The organism is Pseudovibrio sp. SCP20, assembly GCF_057774105.1.
Window position 1 is genome coordinate 754,992 of record NZ_JBYMDH010000001.1, and the last position, 20,937, is coordinate 775,928.

Sequence of the window (20,937 nt, forward strand, 5' to 3'; positions counted from 1 at the left end):
AGCCCCTTTGAGGGGCTTTTTTCTTGCTAAGTTACGAGAGTCAGGTTCGCGTAAGTTTGGAGAAGCAAGATTTGTAATCTGTTACAGGCTTTGATCTTCAAAGTGCATGATGCAACTCTGTAACTCCGGCAATTTGATCCGGAATGTCCCAATTCTTCTTACTCAGGGACAAATATTATGTCTTCTCTTTTGACTAACTCCTCCGCAATGGTCGCGTTGACCACTCTTCGTGGTATCAACGACAGCATGGCAATGACACAGAACCGCATTTCTACCGGTATGCGTGTTGCTGATGCATCCGACAACGCGGCTTACTGGTCTATCGCAACAACCATGAAGTCTGATAACTCAGCTCTTTCTGCTGTAAAAGACTCCCTGGGTCTTGGTGCTGCGACTGTTGACGTTGCATTTACTGCAATGGACCAGACAGTTGATATCGTTAGCCAGATCAAAGATAAGCTGACTGCTGCTACCAACGGTACTGTTGACCGCGGTAAGATCCAGGCTGATATTGAGCAGCTTCAGAAGCAGCTTGAAACCATTGCGTCTTCTGCAACCTTCTCCGGTGAGAACTGGCTGCAGCAGGACATGGCAACTGACGCTCTGAACAAAGAGATCGCTGGTTCCTTTACCCGTGATGCTGCTGGCAACACACAGATCGAGAACATCGTTGTTGACACTCGTACAACCGTTCTGGTTGATACGCGCGCAACCGCAGCTGATAACACTGGTATTCTGACAGAAAACCTCATGGGCGATGCTCATGGTACCCTTGCAATGACACGAGGTGATATCAACTCTCTCGATGTTCCTGCAGGCGCTGGTGGAGATGGTATTCTCCGTAAAGCTGTTGAAGCTGCGATTGTTAAATATTATGACGGGCTTGATGATGCAGCAAAGGCTGATTTTGGTATCACTGACTCCGGTACCCCAATTGCTGATAAAAATGCGACAGAAATTGCTGCTGAAGTAACTGATCGTCTTGAAGCGCTGTCTGGTACATCTGCAACGACGCTTGAAGCGATTTCATTCCTTGATGTTGATATCTCCGAGCTTGGTAACAATGCTGTAGATAACGGCATTCTTGCAGCTTACATCGACGTTGTTGACGGTCAGCTTTCTGCGATCACCGATGCGGCTACTGAACTTGGTTCTGCTAAGGCTCGTGTAGACATGCAGAAAGAATTTGCAAGCAACCTGTCTGACGCAATTGATCGTGGTATCGGTCAGCTTGTTGATGCAGACATGAACGCTGAATCCACTCGTCTGCAGGCTCTTCAGACCCAGCAGCAGCTTGGTATTCAGGCTCTGTCTATTGCAAACTCTGGTTCCCAGAACATCCTCAGCCTGTTCCGTTAATTCGGAAAGCTCTGAGAACCTTAGAAGCATTAAGGCCCCGGTTAATCGCCGGGGCCTTTTTTAATCTAATTTATTGTTTTATTTATATATTAACTATAGTTCAGTGCGATTATGTTGGATGCTAGTAATTGAGATCGTGGTCAGGTTCGCGTAAGTTTGGAGAAGCATGATTTGAAGTCTGTTACAGGCTTTGAAATTCAAAGTGCATGATGCAACTCTGTAACTCCGGCAATTTGATCCGGAATGTCCCAATTCTTCTAATTAAGGGACAAATATTATGTCTTCTCTTTTGACTAACTCCTCCGCAATGGTCGCATTGACCACTCTTCGTGGTATCAACGACAGCATGGCAATGACACAGAACCGCATTTCTACCGGTATGCGTGTTGCTGATGCATCCGACAACGCGGCTTACTGGTCTATCGCAACAACCATGAAGTCTGATAACTCAGCTCTTTCTGCTGTAAAAGACTCCCTGGGTCTTGGTGCTGCGACTGTTGACGTTGCATTTACTGCAATGGACCAGACAGTTGATATCGTTAGCCAGATCAAAGATAAGCTGACTGCTGCTACCAACGGCACTGTTGACCGCGGTAAGATCCAGGCTGATATCGAGCAGCTTCAGAAGCAGCTTGAAACCATTGCGTCTTCTGCAACCTTCTCCGGTGAGAACTGGCTGCAGCAGGACATGGCAACTGACGCTCTGAACAAAGAGATCGCTGGTTCCTTTACGCGTGATGCTGCTGGTAACACTCAGATCGAGAACATCGTTGTTGACACACGTACAACCGTTCTGGTTGATACGCGTACGACAGGTGATAACACTGGTATCCTAACGCAGAACCTTAATGGTGGTGATGCAATTGTAGCACACGGAACGGCTGGTGACATGAGCACGCTCTCTGTTACCGTTGCTGCTGGCGATGAGGACGGTATCATCCGTAAGGCTACGGAAGCTGCTATCTTGAAGCACTATGAGGGGCTTTCTGATGCAGATAAGGCTACTTTCGATGCGACTGTTGCCCTAGCTTCTGGTGATACTATTGCAGAAGAAGTAGCTGCCAAACTTGAGACGCTTTCTGGTTCTACCACAGCTGGTACTATCGATCCAATTTCCTTCTTGGATCTTGATATCTCAAGTCTCGGCAACAATGCTGTAGATAACGGCATTCTTGCAGCTTACATCGACGTTGTTGACGGTCAGCTTTCTGCGATCACCGATGCGGCTACTGAACTTGGTTCTGCTAAGGCTCGTGTAGACATGCAGAAGGAATTTGCAAGCAACCTGTCTGACGCAATTGATCGTGGTATCGGTCAGCTTGTTGATGCAGACATGAACGCTGAATCCACTCGTCTGCAGGCTCTTCAGACCCAGCAGCAGCTTGGTATTCAGGCTCTGTCTATTGCAAACTCTGGTTCCCAGAACATCCTCAGCCTGTTCCGTTAATTCGGAAAGCTCTGAGAGCCTTAGAAGCTTTAAGGTCCCGGTTAATCGCCGGGGCCTTTTCTATTTGCTGTAACGGAATGTTACTTTAAACACTTTCTGATGATGTAATTTGATAATCGATATATTCTGCGTGGATTTCATAAAATCTTATGGTTCGATCAGTTTGGCGTAAGTTTCGTGAGTCAATCTAATTTTCTGTTACAGGCTTTGAAATTCAAAGTGCATGATGCAGTTCTGTAACTCCGGCAATTTGATCCGGAATGTCCCAATTCTTTTTTGTTAAGGGGCAAGTATTATGTCTTCACTTTTGACCAACTCCTCCGCAATGGTCGCATTGACCACCCTTCGTGGTATCAATGATAGCATGGCAACCACACAGAACCGCATTTCTACCGGTATGCGTGTTGCTGATGCATCCGACAACGCGGCTTACTGGTCTATCGCAACAACCATGAAGTCTGATAACTCAGCTCTTTCTGCTGTAAAAGACTCCTTGGGTCTTGGTGCTGCGACTGTTGACGTTGCATTTACTGCAATGGACCAGACAGTTGATATCGTTAGCCAGATCAAAGATAAGCTAACTGCTGCTACCAACGGTACTGTTGACCGCGGTAAGATCCAGGCTGATATTGAGCAGCTCCAGAAGCAGCTTGAAACCATTGCTTCTTCTGCAACCTTCTCCGGTGAGAACTGGCTGCAGCAGGACATGGCAACTGACGCTCTGAACAAAGAGATCGCTGGTTCCTTTACGCGTGATGCTGCTGGTAACACTCAGATCGAGAACATCGTTGTTGACACACGTACAACCGTTCTGGTTGATACGCGCGCAACCGCAGCTGATAACACTGGTATTTTGACCTCAGATTTGATGGGTACGGCTGTTGATACTAGTGCTACCGGCGGCATTAATATGGCTATGGGTGATATCGGTTCGTTAGAGGTTGATTTGCCCGCCGGTCCTCCTGCATCGGTTGATGGTATACAGCGTAAAGCGATTGAAGCTGCAATTATTAAAACCTTTGAGGGTCTTCCTGAAGGCACGGGTGCAGGTACTCAGGGTAACTTTGATGCCGCTGCAGCCCAAACTGTTGGTGCTGCTGTAGCTACCAGACTTGGTGCCTTGACTGGTGGTACAGAGTCATTCTTGGAACTCGACATTTCCACGCTTGGCAACAATGCAGTAGATAACGGCATTCTTGCAGCTTACATCGATGTTGTTGACGGCCAGCTTTCTGCAATCACCGATGCGGCTACCGAACTTGGTTCTGCTAAGGCTCGTGTAGACATGCAGAAAGAATTTGCAAGCAACCTATCTGACGCTATTGATCGTGGTATCGGTCAGCTCGTTGATGCGGACATGAACGCTGAATCCACTCGTCTGCAGGCTCTTCAGACCCAGCAGCAGCTTGGTATTCAGGCTCTGTCTATTGCAAACTCTGGTTCCCAGAACATCCTCAGCCTGTTCCGTTAATTCGGAAAGCTCTGAGAACCTTAGAAGCTTTAAGGCCCCGGTTAATCGCCGGGGCCTTTATTTATATTTATGATAAAAATTTAGATAAAATTATAATAAGTCAGGTTAGCGCAAGTTCGATAAAATATACCAGTATTTGAGATAAGCTTTCTTAAGCTTTATCTCGTGTTGGGTGGATTGAGTTAAGCGGTGCCGGATGTTGAGTAATCAGTTGAATATCCCTGGAGTAGGGGAGCGGGAAATCGAGCATCTGGATCTCTCTGAGCTTGCGTCAGAAAAGAAGCTCGAAGGTTTGACATTTGCTCTGCGTGGCAATGAGCGCTTCTGGAGTTCTGTTGTTGCTCTTGCGCGCGATGTTCTCTTTGAACAAGAAGGGCAGCTGCGCCAGATTGACTGCGGCGCCAATACTATTGTTGCGATCAATGCAACCGCGGATCGTGTGAGTAAGCGTCTTAAGCAACAGAGTTGTGGTCTCTCGGTGAATGGCCTGCCGAGCATTCAGCGCATTTCGAATGCTGGTGTCTATCTCTAATCAGCTTTGGTTTTTCAGCGAAAGCGCCTTAGGTCGCTGAGAAACCGTGGATTTTCAATCAATGTAAATCCTGATCACGTTCGCGCAAGGTTGAAAAGCGAAGGTAGCGCCATTGATACACCTGCAGAGGTCGCAATGGCAGCTCGTGAAAACGCCGAAAAAATCTATAGTAATCTGGCAGAGTTAGGTGCGAAGCGCCTGATAGTGCTCGCATTTATTGGGTTATTTACGTTTGTTGCGATTGGCGCAGCAGCATATCTCTTGTCCCGTCCAGAGCAGGAAGTGCTCTACGCAAACCTTGAACGGGATGATGTTACTCAAATCGGTATGGCGCTTCAGGCCAGTGGTATTCCATTTGATGTAAGTGCAGATGGCTCAGCTATTTCTGTAGGTGTTGGTGCAACAGCGCGTGCACGTATGTTGCTGGCGGAAAAAGGACTGCCGCGCGGGTCCGGCGCAGGTTATGAGCTCTTTGATGAGATGGGCTCCCTGGGTCTGACGTCTTTCATGCAAAGTGTAACCAAGATCCGTGCCCTTGAAGGTGAAGTTGCGCGTTCCGTTCAAAGTATGCAGGGTGTTAAAGCTGCGCGCGTGCATCTAGTACTTCCTGAGAAGGCGACGTTCCGCCGTGAAAACCAAAAGCCGACTGCATCTGTTCTTATTCGCACCGAAGGTATTCAAACCAACTCCATCGCACAGTCCATTCGCTATCTGGTTGCGGCAGCGGTTCCAGGTCTGACAGCAGAGGCTGTAACTGTTCTTGATACTGAAGGTCAGTTGCTTGCGGCCGGTGAAGATGCGCAGAGCGCGTCGACAGGCCGGAAGGCAATGTTGGAATCTGACCTGGCATCGCGCAAAGAAAATGCGATCCGTCAGGCTTTGGCGCCTTACCTCGGTGTCAATAATTTCGAAGTCAGTGTCTCCGCATCTGTCAATACAGACAATCAGCGCGTTTCTGAGACTTCCTATGATCCGGAAACTCGTGTTGAGCGGTCCTTCCGTGTTGTGCGTGAAAACGCAACCTCGCAAAATGCGAGCCTTGAAAATCCAACAACTGTTGAGCAGAATTTGCCTGAAGAGGCTGTGTCTTCTCAGTCTGGTGAGCGATCCTCTGAAGAGAATGAGCGCCGCGAAGAGTTGACCAACTACGAGATTTCTTCTCGTACCGTCGAAACCATTTTTGACGACTATCGCATCGAGCGCATGAGTATTGCGGTTCTTGTCAATCGTGATCGCCTTGTTGAGGAAATGTCTCGCCGTGTTGAAGGTCAAAAGGGCGATGCGGTTGTTGAGGGTGAAGCTGCTGACCTGACTGCCAAGGTTGAAGAAATTGAAGAAATCATCGCGACTGCAGCTGGTGTTGATACAGCGCGCGGCGATAAGGTCTCTGTTTCTGCCGTAAACTTCGTTCTTGCCGGTCAGCAATTGGCGGCTATCCCAGAGCGCACCTGGCAAGATGTGCTGATGCGCAATATGGGGTCCGTTGTGAATGCTGGTGCCATCCTCATTGTAACGCTGATGATCATCTGGTTTGGCCTGCGTCCTGCTGTTGCCTTCCTTATTCCGAAAACAGAAGTCGTCGAGGAAGGATTGCCGGTTGGCGCGAATTCCAACAGTGCTGCAGTGCGTGATGGAGAGATCGAAGGCGAAGATGGTCAGCTGCCAGACTACTCAAATGGAGATGGTCTGGGCGGTGAAAGTGTGGATGCCACTGTCGTGAATCGCGATAATCTCCGCAAGCTGGAACGCGCTGTTGAGATGGATGACATGCAGGCAGCAATCATTCTGAAACAGTGGATGTATGATCAGGAGCGTGCCGTATGACGCGCGGCATCAATGACTTCCTAGCTGATTTTACCACGGATACGGGCGTTACCACTAAAGACCTGCAGGATATGCAGGAAGTTATCTCCATGTTGCCGAAAGGCTACGGAGAAGGTGGTGACTGGGTCAATCGCGTATTCGAAGCTTACGAAAACGGCTTTTCTGAAGGCGAAGAGGCTGCAAAATCTGGTGCCGAAGAGCGCATCAAGAAGATGAAGGAAGATCTGGAAGTCGAGCTTGCTGCACGCGAAACGGCTTTTAAGGAGGGGGAGGGTGAGAAGCTTAAACTGGCTTTTCAGGAATCCCTCGTAGAAATTGAAGATCGTCTTTCAAAAACGGTCTCTGAAATTCTTGTGCCTTTTATCGAAGAGAGTGCGCGCAATCGTGCGGTAGCGTCACTCGTGCAAGTGCTGCGTCGTCAGCTTTCCGAGACCCCGGAGATTCTGATCAATGTGTCAGGGCCGGAACACCTTTTTGATTTGTTCAATAAGAAGACTGGTGAACTTTCAAACACCATTAAATTTTCTGAAAACTCCAGCACTGATCTTGAGGTGAAGGTGTCAGATATGACTCTTTCAACCGGTTTGACGGAATGGTGCGAGGAGCTTCGTAATACGCTGGGAGAGTAGTAGCCATGGCGTTGGAACCACAAGAACTGATTATCGTTCGCAGGCGTAACAGCGACATGATCACCACACCTAAATCAGGTGTTTGGAAGATTGCATACGCTGACTTTGCAACAGCAATGATGGCCTTCTTTCTTCTCATGTGGTTGGTCAATGCATCCGACGAGGCCTCTCAGCGCGGTATTGCAAGCTACTTCAATCCGATCAAACTGGTTGATTCAACCGCGAGCCCAAAAGGCATTCGTGATCCGGAAGAAACGCCATCTCCTACTGATAGTGACGAGGGTGTCGACAACGGTAAGCCAATCGGTGCTGGTGGTACTGAAAAACAAGGTCCGACTTCCGGCGGTGGAGCTGATAAAGCAGAGCCAATCTCAGACCGCGATACAGGTGAGAACTCCACATTCGCTGGCGCCAATGCTGAAGACGGCGGTGCAAAAGCGACCAGTGTGTCCAATCGTGATTATGAGCGTGAAGCCCGCTACACCGAGGCGCAGCTCTTCGATAATCCATATGCTATTCTTGCAGCACTTGCTGCTGAAGCGGAAGCAACTGTAGAGACTGATGGGTCTCCAGGCACTGGTGGTATCGGTGCTTTGAAGATGGCAAAGACGCCAGTTCTCTTCGCACTTCCTAACCGCGACCCTGACGGTCAGGGCCTTGCGGATGGCACTAGTTTCCGAGATCCGTTCGATCCTTCTGGTTGGCAGGAAGATGAGCTGCCAGGTAATGCTCCGCTTCTTGCGCAAATTCCCATCCTTCACGAGAAGGAGGAGGGTATAGCTGCGAATGAGCTGACTGCTGAGCAGATTAAAGTTCTTGAGGAAGCCTCTGAACTAGCTCGTGGCGGTAAGGTCCTGCCATCCGTTGCAGGTGAAGCATCTGCTGAGAGCTCAGTTATCGTGATTGGTGATGCACCTGACGGCGAAGGTGAGAAGTTGGCTGAAGGAGAAATCCTGAAGCAGCTGACTCAAACCCAGGCTGATGAAGCAGGTGAAGATGCCGTGATGACACGCCTTGTTTTTGCTGAGGTGAAAAAAGGTGAAGCTGCGGCGAAGGTTGATGAAAAAGACGTTCCAGAGCTGGTTGAAGAAACCGAAGAAACGCTGAAAATTGAGATTGTCGAAGCAGAACCAACTCCGGCAGAGCCTGTATCCGAACCAATAGAAGTTGCTCAGACAGATCCTGAAACTCTCCCAATGGTCCCTGCAGCCAAACCAACAGAAGCAGCTCAGGGAGCGGAGTCTGGTGATGATGAAGACGACGAAGGTGATAAACAGCTCGTCTCTATCGCAAACTCCGTCGGGGCTGCACTGGATGGCCTTAAAACTGGCGCAAGCATTGAGTTCACGCATTCCCGAGATGGCGTACTGATCCGTATTATGGACAATGACGATTTCGGAATGTTCGCAGTTGGATCTTCAGAGCCGCATCCGGATGTTGTGAAGGCAATGGAAAAGATTGCCAAGGTTCTGGAAGAAGAGAACGGTGAGATCGTCATTCGCGGACACACAGATGCACGTCCATTCAAGTCCAAGCGCAATGATAACTGGCGTTTGTCGACTGCGCGTGCACACATGGCTTACTTCATGCTTGTCCGTGGTGGGCTGGATGAAAATCGTATCGTTGGCATTGAAGGATACGCTGATCGCCGTTTGAAGGATGTTGAAGAGCCATACGCACCACAGAACCGTCGCATTGAAATTATGCTGATGAAAGGGCAGGCCTGATGCCAGTGAGAACTGCAAGACGTACTGGTACTTCTCTTCTGAAATCAGCTTTGCTCTCTGCTGGTTTGCTTGTGGCTGCCGGTCCTCTCGCAATGGCACCGCAGCCTGTATCAGCACAGATGATTTCAACAGCTGACCCAGATCTGATGGTTTTGGAACTGCAGATCCTTCAGGATGAGATCATCAAGGGTAACCTTGAAGCGTACAACCTCCTGCAGCCATCACTTATTGTCATCGGCCGTCGTTTCCTTCGGTTGGATCGCGAGTTGTGGAAGCAAGAGAAGAATTCCCGCGCTGCAATCTCATTCATGCTCAGTGGTGGTTCTGGATCTGTATTTCAGGAGCTTGCAGTTCAGGGCGTTGTGTTCAATGCGGATCCAAATTTGTTTGCAGGCGCGATGGCCTACTCGCAGGGCAACCGCCAGATGGCGCTGAACCTGCTGCTGAAGGTCGACCCGCTCACGCTTCCGGTTGCGGTTGCCGGGCAGGTAGCACTTGCACAAGCAATTCTGATCTCAAACACCGATCCCGCTGGAGCGCAGCGCTATTTCGATCTCGCGCGCCTCATGATGCCAGGAACACTGGTTGAAGAAAGTGCGCTTCGCAGGCAAGCGCCTATGGTTGCAGAGCTTGGAGATACCCAAAAGTTCGAGCGCCTGTCTCGCCGTTATCTCTTCCAGTACAGCACCTCCGTATTCGCATCTGAGTTTCGCGATACTGTCGCCGATGTGATCAGTGGATCTGAGTACCTGAAGAAAGAAGATGAATGGGACCGCGTTTTTCAATTGGTCTCAGAATTTGATGCCGAGTCCCAGAACATTCTCCTGCTTCGTTTGGCAAAAGCAGCCTTGGTCAGCGGCAACACTGCATTTGCGGTCAAAGGTAGTGAAGCCTTTCTGGAGCACGGTTCCGAGAACGCTGAGCAGATTAATGAAGCCAAACTCTATCTATCTGCGGCAAAAGCTTCTGGTGAAGATTGGGAAGAGGCGATCACAGGTTTGGTTGATGTGAAATCGACAGATCTAAGTCCCGAAAATCAACTGCTTCAGATCAGCGCTATTGCAATGGCAAACACCATTCGGGAGTGGCCGCAGCCAGAAACGCCGGATGCTTCCGAATATGTTCCTTATGTCCCCAAAGTTGGGCTGAAGAGCAAGCTTCACAATGTCGACGTTCTGAATCCGTTCGAAGATGCACTGAATGATGCCGATGAGGCACTGAAAGAGGCCGAGTTTTGATGAATACCACTCTTCCAAACATTGATCGTAGTGCACCTGTGAAAGACGCAGCAGAAGCGCGCAAGGATGCGGCCCGCAACGATAATGATAACGGCAAGGAGCGTTTTGATAAGGTCATCGATAAGGTTCGTGATGACCGGAAAGTTCCTGAACGCCGCAATCCTGCTGATGACCGGAAAGGAAGCGCCGCTGACGAGAAAAACGCTTCAACTGGTTCTGAAGAGACCGAAGCCTCTGATGCGTTGAAGGAGCTGATCAAGAAGGCAAGTTCGAACACAGCTGGTGAGAATGTCGCTCAGATGCCGGATGGAGCGAAAGACGCTGGCGTAAGTGGAGAAAATCTGCCGGATCCGACTGAAGAGTTGGTAGCTAAACAGCTTGTGGCCAATGCAATCATGACCGCTGAGCAAAAAGCCGGCCTGCAGATGAGTGCGGTCACAGGTCTTGTGAATGCCTCAGGTTCGGCCTCTGTAGACAAAACAAGTGCGATGGCACAGGTGTTGAATGCACTGGGGACGCGTGATCAAAAAGCTTTAAATGGTGATGTTCAAACGTCTGCATCTAAGTCAGACATTGAGGCTGTTAAACAGGGCGCGACGGCTAACAGTGATATCAAGTCAGGCATACAATCTGCAAAGCTGGACAGCAGTGGTGCGATCAACTTGCCAAAGAATGATGGCCTCACAGTCGGCAACAAGCAAACACCTGCTGATTTCCTTCTGAAGCAGGGAGCGGCTCAGCCTGAGGCCTCTGCGAACCAGAGCGCTGGTAAGGCTGCAGGTGGCGAAGTCAAAGTTGTGAGTGTTGAGACGCATCTGCCACCAGCTGATATGGGGCGTCCAGCACATCAGGTTGCAAGTGTGCTGACGAAGCAGCTTCCAGCTGCCGCATCAGCGGCCAAAGCGGCTCAGGAAGTCCTGGCACAAACAGCTGAGGCACAGGCTGCAAAGCCAATGAAGGCGCTCGAAATCCAACTGCGCCCGGATAATCTCGGTGTAGTCCGCGCGAATATTCAGATGCGCGGTGGCGAGCTGGAAATTTCCCTTATCACCAGCACTCAGGAAGCTGCTGATATGTTGAAAGGGGATCGTCAGGCTTTGGCACGTGTGCTTCAGGATGCTGGATATCGCACTGAGACTCAGAACATCACCGTCAACTTCAAAGACGAGATGTCTGATCAGATGCGTCAGCCAGGTCAAAACCAGGAGCGTTTTGGTCGTGGCAACAACAGTGACAGTGAAGCAGGTGAGGGCGGTTCTCAGCAAAACTGGGATGAGCAACCTCAGGCAGAGTTTGCCGGAACAGGGCAGAATGAAGCGAACACTCAAGATCTTCGCAGCGGCATCTATCTGTAGCCTTCTGGCAGTTTCTGCTCATGCAAGCGGAAAGAAAACTGCCATTCGGCTCTGCGAACGTCAAATGCAACACGCGGCACAAAAATATGACGTGCCGCTTGGCATCCTGTATGCGGTTGGTCTGACTGAGACTGGCCGCAAAAATTCCCTGCATCCTTATGCCCTGAACATCGCGGGGAAAGCCTATTTTGCCGATAGTGCAACTGAAGCGCTTGCAGCAATCAAGAGATCCCGCAATCGTGGCGTAAAGCTGATTGATGTTGGCTGCATGCAGATCAATATTTATTATCACCTCGATAAGTTTCAGGATCTCAAGGCAATGCTGGATCCCACCCAGAATGTGGGGTACGCAGCAAGGTTCCTTTCCGAGCTGAAGCAGCGTGAAAAAAGCTGGACAATGGCAGTCGCCAGATACCATGCAGGGCCTAACAACAATCCCGCACAAAAACGCTATGTCTGCCGTGTTATCAAGAACATCGTTGCTTCAGGCTATGGCCGCTGGACGCCGAACTCATTAAAATTTTGTAAATAATTCAACGGGTTTCGGGTCAGGCTCAGACAAGATTAACAAGCTTTACTGCGATGAGTTAATTTTGCAATTGATGTAGCTAGGAGCAGACCATGGGCCTCTACGGAATTATGAATACCAGCGTGTCAGGTATGAACGCGCAGTCGAACAAACTCTCAACTGTCGCGGACAATATCTCCAACGCCAATACCGTAGGCTACAAACGCTACAAAACAGCATTCTCTTCCCTCGTCGGCTCTGGTGGTACGTCCGGACATGAATCCGGTATCGTGAACACAACAGTTGTTCAGACCGTTCGCCAACAAGGTGCCTTCAACTTTACCTCTCGCGGTACAGACTTGGCGATCAACGGTAAAGGTTTCTTCCAGGTTCAGGATTCTCAGGGTAGTACTTACTACACCCGCGCTGGTGATTTCGTTCTCGACAAGAATGGTCAAATGGTGAACTCAGGTGGCTACAAGTTGCTGTCTGCTGGCGGTGCGCCGGTAACTGTCGATCTCAATACTCCTGTCTGGCAGGCGAGTAGTGAGGGTGAGCTTGGTGTGAATTTGGCGTCTAGTACACCCGTACGTACCGGTGCTCCGAGTTACCCGGGAAACTTTGACTACAAAACATCGGTCAGCGCTTATGATCAGAATGGTAATGTAGTTAAGATCGATCTCGTTTACTCAAAAATCGGTCAGAATATGACCGGTAGTACGGTTGATGATTCAACCTGGAAAGTTCAGGCCTACAATCAAGATACTCCGCCAGTTGAACTGGCAAACGTTGATCTGGTTTTTAATGGTGATGGTACACTTCAGACTGGTTCGCCTGATGAGCTGGCATTCACCGTGCCAAATGGTGAGACGCTGACTCTTGATCTGAGTAAGACAGTAACTGCAGGCGATAAGTTCAGCGTCAACAAGGTTGATGTGGACGGTTATGGGCCTTCAACTATTAAGACCATTCGTATTGAAGCTGATGGTCGGGTATTTGGGGTCTATGAGGGAAGTGCTGAAAAGCTCCTTGACCAAATTCAGATCGTTAACTTCTCTAACCCTGACGGCTTGCAGGCAAAAAGCGGTAATGTTTATGCCGCAACAGATGCCTCCGGCGATCCAGCGGTAGGTTTTCCAGGAGATAATGGATTTGGTTCTCTCTACTCAGGTGCGGTTGAGGGGTCTAACGTGGACCTTGCTGCTGAGTTGACCGAAATGGTTCAGGCGCAACGTACCTACAGCGCGAATACGAAAGTATTCAATGCAAGTTCTGAGCTTCTTCAAGAGCTGAATAACTTACGTTAAGGGCGCTAAGTATGTCACTTACCTCCGCAATGCTTACGGCGCAGTCTTCCATTGCAGCACGCTCTGCTGAGATGGCGATTGCGTCGCGCAACGTCGCTAATGTCAATAATCCAGGCTACTCTCGTCAGGAGGCGGTAGTTCAGAATATTGTCAGTGACACTGGCTCTGTTGTTTATGTTTCGCACGCGTCGCGGATGGTCAATCAGGCGGCGTTCAAGGCAACTCTGAAGACTGGTAGTGCTGCAATTGCATCTGGCTCCTATGCCAATATGCTGGATCAGCTCAATCCATCTGGGCAGGTGCCTTTTGGTACGAGTATTGCCTCAGGAATTGGTACATTAGGTGAAGCGATCGTGTCATACGGCAACGATCCTTCAAACCAGGTATTAGGTCAGTCGGTTGTGAACTCTGCTACCGCACTGGTTGATGATATAAAGCAATCTTCTGAATCCTTGAAAGAAACTCGCCTTGAAGCTGATGCAGCAATGGGGCGTGCTGTCGATAACATCAATAACATCCTTTCAGACTTGGAAGAAGTTAACGGTAAAATCGTTACTGGTTCAAATGCTGGCCAGGATGTGAACAGCCTTATGGATCAGCGAGATGAAATGCTGCGGGTCCTTTCTGAGGAAATCGGCATTACGGTTCTCGATCAGGAAAACAATGGTGTCGCAGTTTACACTGACAGCGGTGTGACACTTTTTGAGAAGGTGGCTAGAGAAGTCTCCTTTGAGACATCTTTGTCGCTTGGATCAGGAGAGGTCGGCAAGAACATCTTGGTTGATGGGATCGCGGTGGCAGGGCCGGGCGCAACAATGCCGGTATCCGGGGGTGCGATCGCCGGTTATGCGAAAATTCGTGACGATACTCTTGTTACGATGCAGACCCAACTCGATGAAGCTGCAGAAGCATTAGTTGATGCCTTTCAAGAGACACAGCCAGGTGGAACAGCACCTCAAGATGGCCTGTTTACTTTTGCTGCCGGTACTGGAGATCTAATTGGTCGCTTAAAAGTGCATGATGCTGTGAATCCTGCAGCTGGTGGGGACGTAAAGCTTTTGCGTGACGGTGGTATCAATGGTGCCGCGTACAAACACAACACCGGCGATAATGCAGGCTATTCTGACCTTTTAAAGAGCTACGAAGCGGCTTTAAATCAAGAGCGAACATTTGACCCATCCTCAGGCGTGAACCCAACATCAACACTGAAAGATTTCGCATCCAACACTGTCAGTTGGTTTAGTGCAGAGCGCAAGATCGCGACGGAAACATCAACACTTGATGCATCGGCTTTCAGTTCAAATGCGCAAATGCTCTCCAATAAAACGGGTGTGAATATTGACACCGAAATGCAGCGCCTCTTGACGATTGAGACCGCTTATTCTGCATCTGCACGACTGATGACGGCGGTTGATCGAATGTTCCAAGAGCTTCTGAGCGCAGTGAGGTAACTATGGTTTATACAGTATCAACATTATCTAGTTCGATCCGGCTCTCAGACTATCTGACTGAACAGCGTGCGCGGTTGGATAAAGCCGTTATTGAGAATGCTTCAAAGAAACACGCTGACATGGGATTGGCATTAGGAGCGCAAACTGGTGCTTCTACGTCTTTTCGTTCAGAGTACTCACAGCTGGAAAGTCAGTTGGATACGAACCGCCAGTTGGTTACACGACTTGATGTGATGAACACTGCGTTGGACAACATTCACGAGAGCAATGCTGACTTCCGTTCTGATCTTATTGCTTTGAAGAGCAACTCCAACAATCTGAAGACAGCCTCTAATCTCGCATATACTGAACTGGATAAACTCACTAACGCTCTCAACACAAATGTGAGCGGCGTTTATGTGTTTGGTGGGATTAACACAGGGACTGCACCTGTAAACGACTTTAAAAGTCTACCAGGTGGACCTGAAGTCCAGATTGAACAAGCTTTCCAAACATTCTTTGGTCATTCCATTGATGATCCTGCAACAGAGTCCATTCCTGCAAAGGGGGATCCTGCTGGTAAAGACTGGGAGACTTTCCTCGATAGTGCAGGGTTTAAAGATATCTTTGGCGCGGATTGGACGACGCACTGGTCTTCTGCAACTGACGAAAAGATGACGTCCACGATTGAAAATGGTGTGACAACTACCGGCTCGGGCTCTGCAAATGAAAAGGCATTTGGTGAGTTGGCCGAAGGGCTCTCTATCGTTGCGGTGTTTGGGAAGCTCAATCTCAATACTGAGGCTGAGAAGTTTATCACTGATCGTGCAGTGAACAGTTTGAACAGTGGTGTCGATAAAACCATCGTTATCGAAGCGCAAAATGGTGCGATCAAGACGAATGTTGAGCGCACCAACTCAGATATTATCGCCAAAAAAGACGTTTTGAACATGCGCATCAATGACCTTGAGAACATTGATGAAAACCGCGCAGCAGTAGAATTGAGTCTTGCTCAGACTCAGCTTGAGGCGACTTACGCTATTACTGCAAAAATCAAAGACCTGAACATTATGAAGTATCTGTAGGTGTTTAAGGATACGAGTGAAACACTCTTGGAGTACTGAATGTATCAAATGTCTTACGCCGAAACGCTTGAGGATTCTTCTGAAGATAGAAGAGGGCAAGAGCGTGAACTGTTTTCTCTGGTAGTTGCTCAATTGCAGGCCGCAGACGAGCATGGAAGTGCATCGAGCGAAGCAGCGCAGGCATTGACCTCAGTTCATCGCCTCTGGAGCATCCTGATCAGTGATTTAGGGAGTCCCGAAAATGGGCTTCCCGGTGAGTTGCGTGCAGATCTCATTTCCATCGGGATCTGGTGTGTTAAGCAAGCTGATTTGATCCGTGAGGGGAAGTCTGACGATTTCAAGAGCCTGATTGAGATTAATGAACTTGTTCGTGACGGTTTAAGTTAAGCGAGGGAACTCTTATGCGTTTGCACCTAAAAGCAGGTGAGAAAGTATTTATCAATGGCGCTGTTTTGTCATTCGAGCAAAAGACGTCAGTAAAGCTTTTGAATGACGCAAGTTTTCTTCTTGAAGCTTATGTCATGCAGCCAGAAGACACAACGACGCCACTTCGTCAGCTATATTTCTATGTTCAGAATGCGTTGATCGATCCTAAAACTGAGCTGGAAAGCCTTCATGGTGCTCTCTTGATGCTTGCGTCAATCCATAGGGCTGTTGAAAATCCTGAGCTTATTGAGGGGCTAGGGATCGTCGAAAAGAAGATCAAGGATAAGAGATACTTCGACGCTCTTCGTACTCTGAAGAAGCTCTTCGCTGTTGAGATGGCTATTTGGTCTGAGGAACAGTCGAAGAGCGAAAGCGAACAGTCTGAAAACGTTGTTATGCCATTTGCTCGCGCAGTGGGCGAGAACTAAAGGAAATTGAGATGAGTGTTGACCCGGTAGGATCCGCCAATGGAGCTTCATCCAACGAGCCTGTTTTCAAGCCACAGGGCAGTGAGCAGGCGTATTTGGATTACAATGCGTTCCTGATGCTTTTCATGGAGTCTCTGAAGAGCCAAGATCCGACAGATCCGCTTGATACAGCTGAGTATATGGGCCAGCTGGCGCAGTTCTCTGCAGTAGAACAGTCCACTAAGACTAACACTCACCTGACAGCGATGCTGCAGCAGCATTCTATCAATCAGGCGAACAATCTGATTGGCGCGACTGTCGAAGTGCCAAATGCAGATGGCACTGAGACCACCACCGGTGTGATCAAGTCAGTTCAGATCCTGACTGACGGCTCTATTGCGACACTGGAAGACGGCACAAAAGTCGCTCTCGTACCAGGTATTGAGATTTCTCGCCCTCAGGCAGATCCTCAGCCTGAAGCTGATGCTTAAGGTGGAAGTGAGACCATCCGGCGATGAATGAGGCAGATGCACTCGATATTGTGCGAACAGCAATTTGGACTGTTATTACAGCGACAGGCCCCGCAGTTGCGGGCGCCATGTTCGTTGGTTTGATTATCGCCTTGTTTCAAGCTCTCACGCAAATTCAGGAAATGACACTCACGTTCATTCCTAAGATTGTTGTGATCTTTATTTTGATTGCTATGACCGGACCATTTATCGGTTCACAGATCTTCTCACTGACTGAGATGGTCTACGGTCGCATTGAGCACGGGTTCTGATCCCGGCAGTTTCAGCTTTTATTCTTCAAGCGAGGAGGGGATAGGTCAATCACGATCCCCTCCAGACCACCCTCACACAAGCTTCCTTCTTCAATGTTTCGGCCTAAGTAGCCGCAGTATGCTTATGCCGAATTGAAGGGTGCGAATGTCTCAGACCGTGACGGGGATTGCTGCTCCAAACAGCAAACGTGATATTGGATTTGCAGTCGGAATTATCTTCATTCTGTCTGTACTGTTTCTCCCCATGCCGACGTTCATGATCGACTTCGGCCTTGCAATTTCAGTCGCATTTTCCGTTCTCATTCTGATGGTGTCGCTGTGGATTCAGCGCCCGCTTGAGTTCTCCTCTTTCCCGACCATTCTATTGATTGCGACCATGCTCCGGTTGGCGCTGAATATTGCGACAACCCGTGTCATACTGGCGAACGGTCACGAAGGTCCTCTGGCGGCAGGGTATGTGATCAACGGCTTCTCGCAGTTCGTCATGAGCGGCGACTTCGTGATTGGTCTGATTGTCTTCGCAATTCTCGTAACTGTGAACTTCCTCGTGATCACCAAAGGTGCCAGCCGTATCGCTGAGGTCGGCGCGCGTTTTACTCTGGATGGTATCCCGGGCAAGCAGATGGCAATCGATGCTGACCTGTCTGCAGGGATGATTGACGATAAAGAAGCGCAGCGCCGCCGTGCTGAACTGGAGGAAGAAAGCTCTTTCTTCGGTGCTATGGATGGTGCGTCCAAGTTCGTGCGTGGTGACGCGGTCGCTGGCCTCATCATTACCGTTGTGAACGTTCTGGGCGGCATCATCATTGGTGTAACCCGCTACGGTATGGATCTGGGCGAAGCGGCTGACGTCTTCACCAAGCTTTCTGTCGGTGATGGTCTCGTTTCTCAGATCCCAGCACTGATCGTATCGTTAGCAGCGGGTCTGCTCGTTTCCAAAGGGGGCACAAGAGGCTCAGCAGAGCAGGCTGTTCTTGGCCAGCTGGCAGGTTACCCACGGGCGCTTGCGGTTGCTGCTTTGTTGCTCATGCTGCTGTCATTGCTGCCAGGCCTTCCATTTCTGCCGTTTGTTCTGCTCGGCGGCGCGCTCGGCTTTGCGGCCTATATCATTCCACTGCGGGTGGAAGAGGCGAAAGCTGAGCAGGCAAAAGCTGAGCTGCAGAAAGTTGAGATGGAAAAAGAAGTCAAGAAAGAGTCCGTCAAGGACAGCCTTGAACTTGCTGAAATCGAAATGCGCCTTGGCAAGCAGCTCACCGCGCGCCTTCTTGCTGCCAAGCCTGAGATCGGCAACCGCATCAACAAGATGCGCAAGAAGTTTGCTGAACAATACGGCTTCGTGGTTCCGGAGATTAAGGTCACCGACAACCTCAATCTGGAGCCGAAGAGTTACGAGTTCCGCATCCACGGCACCATTGTCGCCTCTGAGAATATCAAGGTTGGCGAGCTGATGGTCATCGGTGGTAATCGTGAACTACCAGCATTGCCAGGTACAGAAACACGTGAGCCAGCATTCGGTATGCAGGCCATGTGGATCCCGACTGCATTTGAACATGAAGTAAAGCGTCAGGGCTACACCACAGTCGATAACCTTTCCGTGGTGCTGACACACCTGTCTGAAGTGATCAGAAACAACCTGTCCCAGCTGCTTTCCTATAAGGACATGCGTAAGCTGCTGGATCGTCTTGATCCAGCCTACACCCGTCTGATCGATGATATCTGCCCGCAGCACATTTCTTACTCTGGCCTGCAAGCTGTATTAAAACTGCTTTTGGCGGAACGTATCTCCATCCGAAATCTGGCCCTGATCATGGAAGCGATTGCTGAGATTGCACCGCATGCCCGGCGTCCGGAACAAATCGCGGATCACGTGCGTATTCGCATGGCAACGCAGATCTGTGGTGATATCGCAGGCGATGGCAGCCTGAAGGTTCTGCGCCTTGGCAACCGCTGGGATCTCGCATTCCATCAGGCACTGCGCCGCGATACCAATGGTGAAGTGATCGAGTTTGATATGGAGCCACAGCAGGTCGAAGAGTTTGCTCGCGACAGTGCTGAGGTTATCCGTGAGCACATTTCCTCCGGTCAGCGTTTTGCTGTGGTGGTTGCGCCTGAAGCGCGCCAGTACGTGCGCATGATCACCGAACGTATGTTCCCAGCTCTGCCAATTCTTTCTCATCTGGAAGTGGCGCGCGGCGTAGATATCGAGGCATTAGGATCAATTTCGTGACCCTAGAAAATGCTCCAGAGGCGATCCTAAGCGTCTTCGTGGTGTTCTGCCGCGTTGGAGCATGCCTTATGGCCATGCCAGGGTTCTCGTCACCTCGTGTCATGGTGCAGGTGCGCCTGTTCATAGCCATTTCGGCAACTCTGGCGATCTCACCGCTCATTCTGGTGCTGGTGGAGCCAATCATTTCTGCAGCATCTTTGGATGAGCTGCTGCGCATCATCTTCGTTGAATTGTTGATCGGCTTTCTGATTGCTGCATTTGGGCGTGCTTTCTTCGGCATGCTGCAAATGATGGCCGGGGCCGCCGCCAACGCGTCTAGCTTTAACCAGCCGGCACCAATCGTCGAAGAATTCCAGCAGCTGCCGCCTATGGCGGGTCTGATCACTCTGACGGCCACGGCCATGTTGTTCATCACCGGTGCACATGCCGATGTGTTCATCGGGTTAGCGGAGAGCTATCAAGCTATACCGGTGGGGGGAGACTTTGTTCCGTCAGCCGCAGTTGATCAGTTTTCGACCAAGCTCATGCAGGGATTGCTTCTGGCGTTGCGCATCACCAGCCCGTTTCTGATCTATGGCATCGTTGTGAACCTGACACTCGGTCTCACCAACAGGCTCATGCCGCAGATGCCTGTTTACTTCGTTGCGCTGCCTGTTGTGGTGATGGGTGGTCTCTTTGTTCTCTGGCAGATCATCACAGAGCTTTTGCGCCTGTTTTATGCTGGTCTGGGAGACTGGTTGGTATTGCAGTAGTCCATGGATAAAGCACGCGTCACACGCCTTCGTCGCATCATGAAGGTTCAGGAACAGAAAGAGCAAATGATCAAGTACGACATTGCTGTTCTGGAAAATGAAATTCAGCGCTGTGATGAAGAGGAGGGGAAGCTGGTCAGCCACTGGGGGCAGCACGAAGGGGAACTTCGTGAGGTGATGAACCGTGCGATCTCCAGACGCCTTGATGCAAACAACCGCAGCAAGTCTCTGAAGCAAAAGCAAAAAGGTGAGTTGCTCGAAAAGTTGCTGGATCAGAAGCGTCAAACCAACATGACCGAGAAGCATCACGACAAGGCGCTGGTCTCTTATCACCGGACTGAAGAAAAGAAGCTGCTTCAGGAGATTGCAGAGCTGCACGCAGATATCAGTAAGGTCAGGTCCAGATAAGTCTCAGAAACTAGGGTCTTTTCG

20 protein-coding genes are annotated in these 20,937 nt (G+C 49.8%); all 20 read left to right on the forward strand.

All coding sequences use genetic code 11. The features are described from left to right. Positions 1 to 177 precede the first annotated feature (177 nt). The 20 genes from AC3CB2_RS03505 to AC3CB2_RS03600 all read left to right on the forward strand — a co-directional run bounded on the left by AC3CB2_RS03505 (position 178) and on the right by AC3CB2_RS03600 (position 20,913). Positions 178 to 1,359 carry a flagellin N-terminal helical domain-containing protein gene (locus AC3CB2_RS03505; protein WP_352930817.1) on the forward strand — a complete coding sequence of 394 codons (1,182 nt, stop codon included), beginning with the start codon at positions 178 to 180 and terminating at the stop codon, positions 1,357 to 1,359. 277 nt (positions 1,360 to 1,636) lie between these two features. After that, positions 1,637 to 2,806 (forward strand): flagellin N-terminal helical domain-containing protein, encoded by a 1,170-nt coding sequence (locus tag AC3CB2_RS03510; RefSeq protein ID WP_352930815.1) that lies wholly within the window; start codon positions 1,637 to 1,639, stop codon positions 2,804 to 2,806. Between the two features lie 295 nt (positions 2,807 to 3,101). Next, complete coding sequence (locus tag AC3CB2_RS03515; RefSeq protein WP_352930813.1) at positions 3,102 to 4,277, forward strand: flagellin N-terminal helical domain-containing protein; 1,176 nt, start codon at positions 3,102 to 3,104, stop codon at positions 4,275 to 4,277. A gap of 211 nt (positions 4,278 to 4,488) precedes the next feature. Next, a complete protein-coding gene (locus AC3CB2_RS03520; protein WP_352930811.1) occupies positions 4,489 to 4,809 on the forward strand; it encodes a hypothetical protein in 321 nt (106 codons plus the stop codon). Positions 4,810 to 4,944: 135 nt separating this feature from the next. Next, a complete protein-coding gene (gene fliF / locus AC3CB2_RS03525) occupies positions 4,945 to 6,633 on the forward strand; it encodes a flagellar basal-body MS-ring/collar protein FliF (protein ID WP_352930809.1) in 1,689 nt (562 codons plus the stop codon). After that, the gene (locus AC3CB2_RS03530) at positions 6,630 to 7,262 is read left to right on the forward strand and encodes a FliH/SctL family protein (RefSeq protein ID WP_054785320.1); all 633 of its coding nucleotides are present in this window, start codon (positions 6,630 to 6,632) and stop codon (positions 7,260 to 7,262) included. Before fliF ends, AC3CB2_RS03530 begins: the two co-directional genes overlap by 4 nt. Positions 7,263 to 7,267: 5 nt before the next feature. Then, complete coding sequence (locus tag AC3CB2_RS03535; protein WP_352930807.1) at positions 7,268 to 8,989, forward strand: flagellar motor protein MotB; 1,722 nt, start codon at positions 7,268 to 7,270, stop codon at positions 8,987 to 8,989. After that, a complete protein-coding gene (locus AC3CB2_RS03540) occupies positions 8,989 to 10,227 on the forward strand; it encodes a hypothetical protein (protein WP_352930805.1) in 1,239 nt (412 codons plus the stop codon). The genes AC3CB2_RS03535 and AC3CB2_RS03540 overlap by 1 nt, the downstream gene beginning before the upstream one ends. After that, on the forward strand, positions 10,227 to 11,582 hold the full coding sequence (locus AC3CB2_RS03545; protein WP_352930803.1) for a flagellar hook-length control protein FliK: 1,356 nt from the start codon (positions 10,227 to 10,229) through the stop codon (positions 11,580 to 11,582). The genes AC3CB2_RS03540 and AC3CB2_RS03545 overlap by 1 nt, the downstream gene beginning before the upstream one ends. Continuing rightward, the gene (locus AC3CB2_RS03550) at positions 11,539 to 12,114 is read left to right on the forward strand and encodes a transglycosylase SLT domain-containing protein (RefSeq protein ID WP_008552023.1); all 576 of its coding nucleotides are present in this window, start codon (positions 11,539 to 11,541) and stop codon (positions 12,112 to 12,114) included. Before AC3CB2_RS03545 ends, AC3CB2_RS03550 begins: the two co-directional genes overlap by 44 nt. Positions 12,115 to 12,221: 107 nt before the next feature. Continuing rightward, entirely contained in the window at positions 12,222 to 13,397 is a 1,176-nt protein-coding gene (locus tag AC3CB2_RS03555; RefSeq protein ID WP_488393236.1) for a flagellar hook protein FlgE, read from the forward strand. Positions 13,398 to 13,408: 11 nt separating this feature from the next. Then, positions 13,409 to 14,848, forward strand: coding sequence for a flagellar hook-associated protein FlgK (flgK, locus tag AC3CB2_RS03560; RefSeq protein WP_352930799.1), 1,440 nt, complete (start codon positions 13,409 to 13,411; stop codon positions 14,846 to 14,848). 2 nt (positions 14,849 to 14,850) lie between these two features. After that, positions 14,851 to 15,912, forward strand: a complete 1,062-nt coding sequence (locus AC3CB2_RS03565) for a flagellar hook-associated family protein (protein ID WP_352930797.1) — start codon at positions 14,851 to 14,853, stop codon at positions 15,910 to 15,912. 39 nt (positions 15,913 to 15,951) lie between these two features. After that, on the forward strand, positions 15,952 to 16,299 hold the full coding sequence (flaF, locus tag AC3CB2_RS03570) for a flagellar biosynthesis regulator FlaF (RefSeq protein WP_352930795.1): 348 nt from the start codon (positions 15,952 to 15,954) through the stop codon (positions 16,297 to 16,299). A gap of 14 nt (positions 16,300 to 16,313) precedes the next feature. Continuing rightward, the gene (locus AC3CB2_RS03575) at positions 16,314 to 16,766 is read left to right on the forward strand and encodes a flagellar biosynthesis repressor FlbT (protein ID WP_352930793.1); all 453 of its coding nucleotides are present in this window, start codon (positions 16,314 to 16,316) and stop codon (positions 16,764 to 16,766) included. 11 nt (positions 16,767 to 16,777) lie between these two features. Next, positions 16,778 to 17,236: a flagellar hook assembly protein FlgD gene (gene flgD / locus AC3CB2_RS03580; RefSeq protein ID WP_014285254.1), complete on the forward strand. Its 459-nt coding sequence runs from the start codon at positions 16,778 to 16,780 to the stop codon at positions 17,234 to 17,236. A 23-nt stretch (positions 17,237 to 17,259) separates the two neighbouring features. Continuing rightward, positions 17,260 to 17,526 (forward strand): flagellar biosynthesis protein FliQ, encoded by a 267-nt coding sequence (gene fliQ / locus AC3CB2_RS03585; RefSeq protein ID WP_008552027.1) that lies wholly within the window; start codon positions 17,260 to 17,262, stop codon positions 17,524 to 17,526. A 145-nt stretch (positions 17,527 to 17,671) separates the two neighbouring features. Then, positions 17,672 to 19,753, forward strand: coding sequence for a flagellar biosynthesis protein FlhA (gene flhA, locus AC3CB2_RS03590; protein WP_008551884.1), 2,082 nt, complete (start codon positions 17,672 to 17,674; stop codon positions 19,751 to 19,753). Further along, positions 19,750 to 20,505, forward strand: coding sequence for a flagellar biosynthetic protein FliR (locus tag AC3CB2_RS03595; RefSeq protein ID WP_037037899.1), 756 nt, complete (start codon positions 19,750 to 19,752; stop codon positions 20,503 to 20,505). Before flhA ends, AC3CB2_RS03595 begins: the two co-directional genes overlap by 4 nt. A 3-nt stretch (positions 20,506 to 20,508) precedes the next feature. Further along, positions 20,509 to 20,913, forward strand: coding sequence for a hypothetical protein (locus tag AC3CB2_RS03600; RefSeq protein WP_352930790.1), 405 nt, complete (start codon positions 20,509 to 20,511; stop codon positions 20,911 to 20,913). Positions 20,914 to 20,937: the final 24 nt, after the last annotated feature.

Coding starts and splice junctions, on each gene's coding strand:
- AC3CB2_RS03505 (WP_352930817.1), top strand. CDS start 178: ATGTCTTCTCTTTTGACTAACTCCTCCGCAATGGTCGCGTTGACCACT.
- AC3CB2_RS03510 (WP_352930815.1), top strand. CDS start 1,637: ATGTCTTCTCTTTTGACTAACTCCTCCGCAATGGTCGCATTGACCACT.
- AC3CB2_RS03515 (WP_352930813.1), top strand. CDS start 3,102: ATGTCTTCACTTTTGACCAACTCCTCCGCAATGGTCGCATTGACCACC.
- fliF (WP_352930809.1), top strand. CDS start 4,945: ATGGCAGCTCGTGAAAACGCCGAAAAAATCTATAGTAATCTGGCAGAG.
- AC3CB2_RS03530 (WP_054785320.1), top strand. CDS start 6,630: ATGACGCGCGGCATCAATGACTTCCTAGCTGATTTTACCACGGATACG.
- AC3CB2_RS03535 (WP_352930807.1), top strand. CDS start 7,268: ATGGCGTTGGAACCACAAGAACTGATTATCGTTCGCAGGCGTAACAGC.
- AC3CB2_RS03540 (WP_352930805.1), top strand. CDS start 8,989: ATGCCAGTGAGAACTGCAAGACGTACTGGTACTTCTCTTCTGAAATCA.
- AC3CB2_RS03545 (WP_352930803.1), top strand. CDS start 10,227: ATGAATACCACTCTTCCAAACATTGATCGTAGTGCACCTGTGAAAGAC.
- AC3CB2_RS03550 (WP_008552023.1), top strand. CDS start 11,539: ATGAAGCGAACACTCAAGATCTTCGCAGCGGCATCTATCTGTAGCCTT.
- AC3CB2_RS03555 (WP_488393236.1), top strand. CDS start 12,222: ATGAATACCAGCGTGTCAGGTATGAACGCGCAGTCGAACAAACTCTCA.
- flgK (WP_352930799.1), top strand. CDS start 13,409: ATGTCACTTACCTCCGCAATGCTTACGGCGCAGTCTTCCATTGCAGCA.
- AC3CB2_RS03565 (WP_352930797.1), top strand. CDS start 14,851: ATGGTTTATACAGTATCAACATTATCTAGTTCGATCCGGCTCTCAGAC.
- flaF (WP_352930795.1), top strand. CDS start 15,952: ATGTATCAAATGTCTTACGCCGAAACGCTTGAGGATTCTTCTGAAGAT.
- AC3CB2_RS03575 (WP_352930793.1), top strand. CDS start 16,314: ATGCGTTTGCACCTAAAAGCAGGTGAGAAAGTATTTATCAATGGCGCT.
- flgD (WP_014285254.1), top strand. CDS start 16,778: ATGAGTGTTGACCCGGTAGGATCCGCCAATGGAGCTTCATCCAACGAG.
- fliQ (WP_008552027.1), top strand. CDS start 17,260: ATGAATGAGGCAGATGCACTCGATATTGTGCGAACAGCAATTTGGACT.
- flhA (WP_008551884.1), top strand. CDS start 17,672: ATGTCTCAGACCGTGACGGGGATTGCTGCTCCAAACAGCAAACGTGAT.
- AC3CB2_RS03600 (WP_352930790.1), top strand. CDS start 20,509: ATGGATAAAGCACGCGTCACACGCCTTCGTCGCATCATGAAGGTTCAG.